The following is a 7,042-nucleotide window of genomic DNA, read 5'->3' as shown; positions in this document are numbered from 1 at the left end:
AATCCGACAAGTCCGCGTCCTTACTCCCGCAACTTGCGATAACCGTAACCGTTAGCTGCAACCATCAGAAATGTACTTTCCTGAAATAGGTTGACTAAAAATTAAACCTTTTAGCACTATACCTAATGAAAGAACAAAATGAACACTGTCGAAAGACTTCCTACAAAAAAATTAGGATATGATCTTAAGCTCATCATCGGAGATCAGATCCAGAATGCACAAATCTCTATCAATCATGCATCCGATAAATATCAGGTTTCCAGAGCTTCTATTTACTACTGGTTGAAAAAATACAGTACTTTAGAACAAAAGAAACAAGGGATGAGCAAGAAAGATGAAATCAAGAAACTCAAAGAAAAAATAGAGGAACTGGAGTTTGTAAAAGACTTCCAACAAGACATTATTGCTGACATGGAACTTATTACCGGAGTTGATATGTCAAAAAAGTCATTGCCCAAAACATTAGCAGACGAGATCGAAAAAAAGAAGCAAAACCGTTTAAAAGAAAATGGTTAATTCAATGTTTTGGGGTTTCTAAACAAGCTTTCTATAAGCGGTTAAAATCTCATCAGACCAGGCAAACACAGCAACAGCTAATCATTCGGCTCATCAGAGAGTATCGAAGTAAATACGGTTTACGCACCGGTGGAATCAAACTATATCAGGAATTAAAGGTTGATATGGACAGACTCGGTATTAAAATAGGAAGGGATAAATTCTATTGTGTAATGCGAATCAATAACCTGCTCGTTCCTAATTTAAAGAGGTTCCATATCACAACCGATTCAAAACATCGATTCTTTAAATACAAAAACCTGGTAAAAGATAGAGTTCCCACCAGGCCGGAACAACTTTGGGTTAGCGATATCACCTATATTAAAACACAGAACGGACACATTTACCTGGCACTAGTCACAGACGCCTATTCTAAGCAAATAATGGGCTATAAACTAGCAAGCCATATGAAGACATCACTTTGCATCGACGCGCTTAGAATGGCCATTAAAAACAGAAAGTACAAGAATCAGAAACTCATCCTTCATTCCGATCGTGGAATTCAGTATTGCAACCCGCTCTACACCAGCTTTGCTGAACAACATGGAATACTCATGAGCATGACCGAGAAGTACGATCTGTACGAAAACGCCGTGGCTGAGAGAGTAAACAGAACCCTTAAATATGAATACGATTTAAAACGAACTATAAAAAATACTAACTTAGCGAAGAAGATGGTCAAAAGGGCCGTGGGAATTTATAACAACAAAAGACCACATTTTAGCCTCAAATTGTACACCCCTAACTTTGTCCATTTGAATCGAAATGTAGACTATCATTCCTACAAAAGGAACAAACAAAATTTACAACTATTGACCATTTAAACTGTCGAAAATTATATCAAAAAAGGTCAACCTATTTCAGTATAATACAAAATTGACGAACAACAAAATACTAATCCAACAAATCCGCGTCTCAACTCCCTGAACTTTCGATTGCAGGAACCGGAGGCAAAAAGCGAAATGAGAACTTAAATTTTAAATAGTATGAAGTACTTTACAATTTTATATTTACTACTGTTCCTTACGGAACCAATGCTAGCGCAGAATATTGATTTTAAAAAGCTGGAGGTCAATGGCCAAAGTATCTGTTCTTCGAAAAGTTTAATTCTGGAAAAATTTGGAGAACCTCTAGAAATAACCAATCCAGATTACGAATGTGGCTTTCTTTCATCACCAGAACAAATGAAAGAATTTGAATCAATAGTTTATAAAGATTTCGTTTTTACCGGAAATAGAGAAGATGATTATATTTTAGATGAATTCAAATTCAATAGCCAAATATCTACTTTAAAATATGGTGGTATTGACTTGAACAAAGGAACAACAATAGATAAGCTGCAAGAAATATTTGGAAAATTTGATGATGAATATAGATCAGATCAATCGATTTATATATTTATTCCCAACCAAGGATAAAATGCAAGAAGACGGTTATTTGTTTCAGTTTAATAAGGGCAAACTAGTTTTAATTGAATATTGGAGCCGATGTTAATTTCCTGATGGGTAGAAATTTCTGAAAATACATTAAGTTCAATAACTTAACGCAACAAATCAGATATCAAAACCACTTAAGTAATCCAGTTTCTATAGCCCAATCTATACTGCCAAAGTTAAGTCATCGAAAAGGCTGACAGCTTACAGGCACGCAGATAGTCATCACAACTAAATTCAAATTGGCTATAGAATATAGCTATTCATTTCAATTCATTTAGGAGAACAGATAAAAAGTCAGAGTTAAACTATTATTTTATTAAAACTATCGGTATTTATGCACTATAAATTGTTTACGCATAAATAATAATCAGATAGTATATAGGACATTCCTTAGCTATCTAAATTAGTCTTTGAACAAATATCCTTTCAGCTGTTATATGAAAAAAACCTTACTTAAGAGAGTATTTTGGATAATGCTAATCGCAGTATTATTAGCCTCTCTACTGCCCCATATCATAACAAGCTACTGGCTAATAGATATACTATCAAATTTTAAGATGCAACTTCTTATTATTTCGATTTTATTAGTGATTCCTACCTTAATACTTTTGAGAAAACAGGTGTTGGCAGTTCTAATACTCAGCATCAATCTTCTATGGAATCTATATTTTATTATTCCTCATTACACCGGAACATCCATTCCTGCAGTTGACCATCATTTTAAGATCTCAAGTATCAACTTGCTTTCCAGTAATACGAATAGAGAATTAACCATCAATTATATCCAGAATGAAGATCCGGATATACTTATTTTAATGGAATTAACTCCGAAATGGCTAAGCGCACTTGCGCCTGTGATCGCCAACTATCAACACACAGAGATTGTTCCCAGAAAGGATAATTTCGGAATCGCTATATTGAGTAAATATAAAATGAAAAGCTCCGTGGACTATTTTAATCTAAACGATAAACCTTCCATTATTGGAAATATGAGTAGTATGAAACAGCAATTTACGATCGTGGCGACTCATCCCGTTCCACCAATTGGCCAGCAGTCGTTTTTGAATCGGAATACTCAATTGTCTAATATAGCCAAAGATATTCCCAGATTTTCTAAAAATCTAATTATTGCCGGTGACTTCAATACTTCATCCTTTTCACCTCATTTCAAGACTTTGCTGGGAGAAAATTTAAAGGATAGTAGGATTGGTTTTGGTCTTCTTCCAACCTGGCCAGCAGATTATAAGATTTTACAGACAACCTTGGATCATTTCTTAGTATCTAAACATTTGCAGGTCACCAAAAGAACCACAGGTCCTGATATAGGTTCAGACCACCTGCCAATCACCATGACGATTGGTTTTGATCATTGAAAATATTAGTTTGCTTCAGTCTGGCCAACAATAACTTTATAAGATCTGAAATCAAAATAAATTCACTTTTTTATCAATGCATCAATCCAAAAAGAAAAACTACTTTAAAGGGAAAACAATATTTGTTATGTCTATTCTCATTATAACCACCACCTTTTTAAGTGTCTGGCTAAATGGTATGAGCTACAATAGAGGAATCACCACGAACTTCTACCTTTCTCTATCTATTATTGGAGTGATTCTATTTTTGTTCATGACTTACGGACTCTACACTGGCGCCGAGCTCAAGGATAATTTTCCAAAATTCAGAAGTTATAAAAAGGGAGAATTTTTGGTTATGATACTCCGGGTAACTTCGAAATGCCCACTTCGAGTGTGGGTGATGGAATAGCAGGCGTTCTTATTTCCATACTGTTCTGGATCCTCATGACCATTGCCATGATCTTATTACTCATAATACTGGAAGCATTATTCTGGTTCATCTTATTCATCCTTATTTTGATGCTCTACTGGTTATTTTCTAGAGCATTAAAACTGGTTTTTAGCAGATCAGGTAAAACTGTTGGAAATATTCTACTTTCCATGACTTACTCAATCACGTACACGATTTTATACTTAAGATGGATCTTTGTGATTGCTTTCCTGACAGATACGTTTTAGAGTTTTTGCTTTTTATTGCCAACCTAAATAAGCTCAGCTACATTTATATGGTGAATTTTTAAATCCACTATTCTTCTCAATTTAGATCTTTTTCAGAATTTATATACAACGCCGTAAGCATTATTAATTATGAAGCCAGAACTTGTTTAACTTCTGAAGATGTCAATTTTACAGCAGAAAAAATACCGAACTGATACCCTTAATTTTTGCTGAAGTGCCTTCAGATAGAATTTCCGACTAAATCACAGTTTTTTCCGCCAGTTGTGTATATTTAACTGTTCACTGAAGATTGATGTGCTTCAATGAGTAAATCTGTAATATTTAAAACCACCAACCTATGAAATTCAAATTTGTCCTAATTATTGCACTATTATTCTGTTTTACCGGCATAAATGCTCAGGAACAGAAGTCCGATCCAAGGCAACCATATTCGATTACAGAACTAAAATTCGAGACTAGAAAATTAAAAGAATTAACTGAGTTCGATTGGAATTCTCTGGATACCATCTTTGCAAACAATACTCCTGAAACAGAGATTAACCTGATTTTTGAATTAAACGGAAATGTCCGTATAAAAAACACAAAAGTAGATAACATCAAGTTTGTAGTTTCTGGTAAGACTTCAGAACTTGATTCTCTAAAGGTCAAGGCTCAGAAGCTTATCAGCAAACTTGAGTCAAATATGGACTAATAAGTCATTCGAATTCGACAGTTCCGATTTCAGAATATTTCTACCTACTTCTAAATTTTTGCTCTTGAATCAATAAGGATAATCTAATGAGAAAATTACTACTAAGCCTGGCACTACTTCCCATGTTGATCCAGGCACAATCAGATAAAATCGAAAATTCAGAAGTCATTAATAAGCAGATTCAGGCTGAAACTGCTATGATCGATGATTCCATCAATACTCGTGCGGAAACTGAAGAAATGCAATTATTATATAATTTTGAGAATATCAATAAATCTGAGTTCAGTTTTAATGGTGAATCTATCAAGGGGCGTTATTATGTTCTTAGAATGAAAGAATTTCTGGATGGTACATTAATCGAAACCAGTAGTCTTTTCGACGAGCGTGGTAACAAGATGTTTTAGGTGGATTCCAGTCATACTTCCTTTAAATTGATGAGTAAGATCGATCAAGGTGACCTTAAGATCTGGCTAAGAGGTCAACAATTTGGCAGCAAACAATCTTATTTCGCACTTACCAACGACAATGGCAGGTATGTCGCCAAAGATTTCTTCGGAAGTAAAAAAATATTGCAGGAAGATATCAATAAAGCCTTTCATTTGATGGCGATTATAACACCTAACAGAAATCCTGATGGGTCCGGATCCTATTGTCGGGTAGCACAGTCTGAAATTGATCCTGAAAAGTTGGGGACAGCTTTTGGTATCCCGCATTATTACCTGATCGAAATTGAATTTATTGATTCTGAAGAGTGAAAATTTATTTTCTTCCGAAGAAAATGAGCGAATAACCAAGGGTTTAACCCTAAGCGTTAGTAGTTTAATATATTAGCGTACTGAATGTTTTCTATTGTTCCTATGCACCGTTAATAGTGCTGAAGTGTGAAGGTCAATTCTATTTGGATATCCAAATAGAATTTCTAAATTTGACAAACATCAAAAATTACATCAATGCATCACAAATTTTACCTGTCTCTGCTATTGGCAGTTGCAGTTCTATTTTCATCCTGCACTTCAGACGATAGTGCTCCATCAATCGATTATTCCATCAAATCTGACGATCATCTAAAAATCCTGAGTCAGTATGACAACGGCTGGATCAAAGAAGCAAAACATGTAGAATCAGAAGACCTGCCTATACATGAGGTTACGTATCATGAAAATGGATTCATCAAATCGGCTAAAGTATATAACTTCTATCAGGATCGGGAATTATATATGGAGGTGAGAAGAGATGAACAAAACCGACCTCTATGGTCCAGGTACTATACTCCTGAGTGCGATGTATGGTTTGAAACGGCGTATGAGAATGGTTTAGTTTCAGAAAAAATCGTCTACAGCGAACTAGGAACTTCGATACACACTTACACAAATGGAGAAATCACTTCCATTGAATTTATAAGTACGAATGGCCTGGATAAAAGTATTACTTCCTATGATCTGGAAACAGGTACAAAAAACGTGAAAATCACCAAAAATTCTGAAGTGATTCTGGAACAGCAATTTAATGATCAGGATGATTTTGGTTCGGGTATTCTAACGAGTAACCACGCTCCAAAGGCCAATCCTTTCAATGAACCTCAAAACGGCTACTTAACAATAGGAACGTCTTTTAAACATAGTCCTGTCTGGCAATTCAATGCAAATCCTAAAGATGATGTGATTGGTTACAGAAAGTATGCAGGTTTGCACCCAACAGCTTCAAAATTTGCAGTGCAGCACGCAGTTAATTTTGAGATGTATCAATCTATTATTGAACAATATCCTTATACTGAAGACCAGGTTTTAATCCTTGGTTATAAAGAAAATGAAGGAAATGCTGCAATAATTGACGTTAGTAGAGACGAAAGGTTAGCTATTGATGCAGAACGGCTTGAAAATCCCGACTTATTTGCTCTTAAATATGGAGATCAGTACGTAAATAAAATTCATTACGGGAAAAATCTTATAGTCGTTGGCGCGTTACGAAATATGCCAACGCATGTTACAGCGATTGAGCAAGTGAACAAGATCGCAGAAAAGCGGATGAACGACATTTTAAACGGCACTAATTTGGTGAGTGAGAATGAAATGGAGATACTAAATAAAATTTGGTTCGAAGTCAAATTATTTTCCACCTTCAAGAATCAGAGAAACGGGATAGTACTCGAGGACACTGATGATTATCAGGAAGCTTTGGATGAGTTTATAGCAGCGGATCCTGAAATTATCCAGTTTGAATATGCTAAATTCGAACACCTGGTTCAATAAAACTCTAAACGTTTGACATAAAAGCCATCCATTTCCGGATGGCTTTTTCTTTTCTGAAATTTAAATATTTTATATTAG

At 35.1% G+C, this 7,042-nt stretch carries 10 protein-coding genes; all 10 read left to right on the top strand.

Features of this window, described 5'->3' with window-relative positions; all coding sequences use genetic code 11:
* Positions 1-138 precede the first annotated feature (138 nt).
* The 10 genes from QZ620_RS05500 to QZ620_RS05455 all read left to right on the top strand — a co-directional run bounded on the left by QZ620_RS05500 (position 139) and on the right by QZ620_RS05455 (position 6,964).
* Complete coding sequence (locus QZ620_RS05500; protein WP_295179827.1) at positions 139-516, top strand: DNA-binding protein; 378 nt, start codon at positions 139-141, stop codon at positions 514-516.
* On the top strand, positions 450-1,379 hold the full coding sequence (locus tag QZ620_RS05495; RefSeq protein WP_366935444.1) for an IS3 family transposase: 930 nt from the start codon (positions 450-452) through the stop codon (positions 1,377-1,379). Before QZ620_RS05500 ends, QZ620_RS05495 begins: the two co-directional genes overlap by 67 nt.
* A 162-nt stretch (positions 1,380-1,541) precedes the next feature.
* Positions 1,542-1,973, top strand: a complete 432-nt coding sequence (locus QZ620_RS05490) for a hypothetical protein (protein ID WP_295179825.1) — start codon at positions 1,542-1,544, stop codon at positions 1,971-1,973.
* Positions 1,974-2,548: 575 nt separating this feature from the next.
* Entirely contained in the window at positions 2,549-3,364 is an 816-nt protein-coding gene (locus tag QZ620_RS05485) for an endonuclease/exonuclease/phosphatase family protein (RefSeq protein ID WP_295179823.1), read from the top strand.
* Positions 3,365-3,491: 127 nt separating this feature from the next.
* Entirely contained in the window at positions 3,492-3,755 is a 264-nt protein-coding gene (locus QZ620_RS05480) for a hypothetical protein (RefSeq protein ID WP_295179821.1), read from the top strand.
* Positions 3,740-4,024, top strand: coding sequence for a hypothetical protein (locus QZ620_RS05475; protein ID WP_295179819.1), 285 nt, complete (start codon positions 3,740-3,742; stop codon positions 4,022-4,024). Before QZ620_RS05480 ends, QZ620_RS05475 begins: the two co-directional genes overlap by 16 nt.
* A 337-nt stretch (positions 4,025-4,361) precedes the next feature.
* Positions 4,362-4,715 (top strand): hypothetical protein, encoded by a 354-nt coding sequence (locus QZ620_RS05470; RefSeq protein ID WP_295179817.1) that lies wholly within the window; start codon positions 4,362-4,364, stop codon positions 4,713-4,715.
* 86 nt (positions 4,716-4,801) lie between these two features.
* Positions 4,802-5,119: a hypothetical protein gene (locus QZ620_RS05465; RefSeq protein ID WP_295179815.1), complete on the top strand. Its 318-nt coding sequence runs from the start codon at positions 4,802-4,804 to the stop codon at positions 5,117-5,119.
* A 30-nt stretch (positions 5,120-5,149) separates the two neighbouring features.
* Entirely contained in the window at positions 5,150-5,470 is a 321-nt protein-coding gene (locus QZ620_RS05460; RefSeq protein ID WP_295179814.1) for a hypothetical protein, read from the top strand.
* Between the two features lie 195 nt (positions 5,471-5,665).
* Positions 5,666-6,964: a hypothetical protein gene (locus QZ620_RS05455; protein ID WP_295179813.1), complete on the top strand. Its 1,299-nt coding sequence runs from the start codon at positions 5,666-5,668 to the stop codon at positions 6,962-6,964.
* Positions 6,965-7,042 lie beyond the last annotated feature (78 nt).

Source organism: uncultured Christiangramia sp., from assembly GCF_913046405.1.
Classification (GTDB): domain Bacteria; phylum Bacteroidota; class Bacteroidia; order Flavobacteriales; family Flavobacteriaceae; genus Christiangramia; species Christiangramia marina.
The sequence above is the reverse complement of the archived record's forward strand: the minus strand, read 5'-3'. Positions and strand labels throughout refer to the sequence as shown.

Bases quoted from the DNA above. Each gene is read 5' to 3' on its own strand.
- QZ620_RS05500 (WP_295179827.1), top strand. From the start codon at position 139: ATGAACACTGTCGAAAGACTTCCTACAAAAAAATTAGGATATGATCTT.
- QZ620_RS05490 (WP_295179825.1), top strand. From the start codon at position 1,542: ATGAAGTACTTTACAATTTTATATTTACTACTGTTCCTTACGGAACCA.
- QZ620_RS05485 (WP_295179823.1), top strand. From the start codon at position 2,549: ATGCAACTTCTTATTATTTCGATTTTATTAGTGATTCCTACCTTAATA.
- QZ620_RS05480 (WP_295179821.1), top strand. From the start codon at position 3,492: ATGTCTATTCTCATTATAACCACCACCTTTTTAAGTGTCTGGCTAAAT.
- QZ620_RS05470 (WP_295179817.1), top strand. From the start codon at position 4,362: ATGAAATTCAAATTTGTCCTAATTATTGCACTATTATTCTGTTTTACC.
- QZ620_RS05465 (WP_295179815.1), top strand. From the start codon at position 4,802: ATGAGAAAATTACTACTAAGCCTGGCACTACTTCCCATGTTGATCCAG.
- QZ620_RS05460 (WP_295179814.1), top strand. From the start codon at position 5,150: ATGAGTAAGATCGATCAAGGTGACCTTAAGATCTGGCTAAGAGGTCAA.
- QZ620_RS05455 (WP_295179813.1), top strand. From the start codon at position 5,666: ATGCATCACAAATTTTACCTGTCTCTGCTATTGGCAGTTGCAGTTCTA.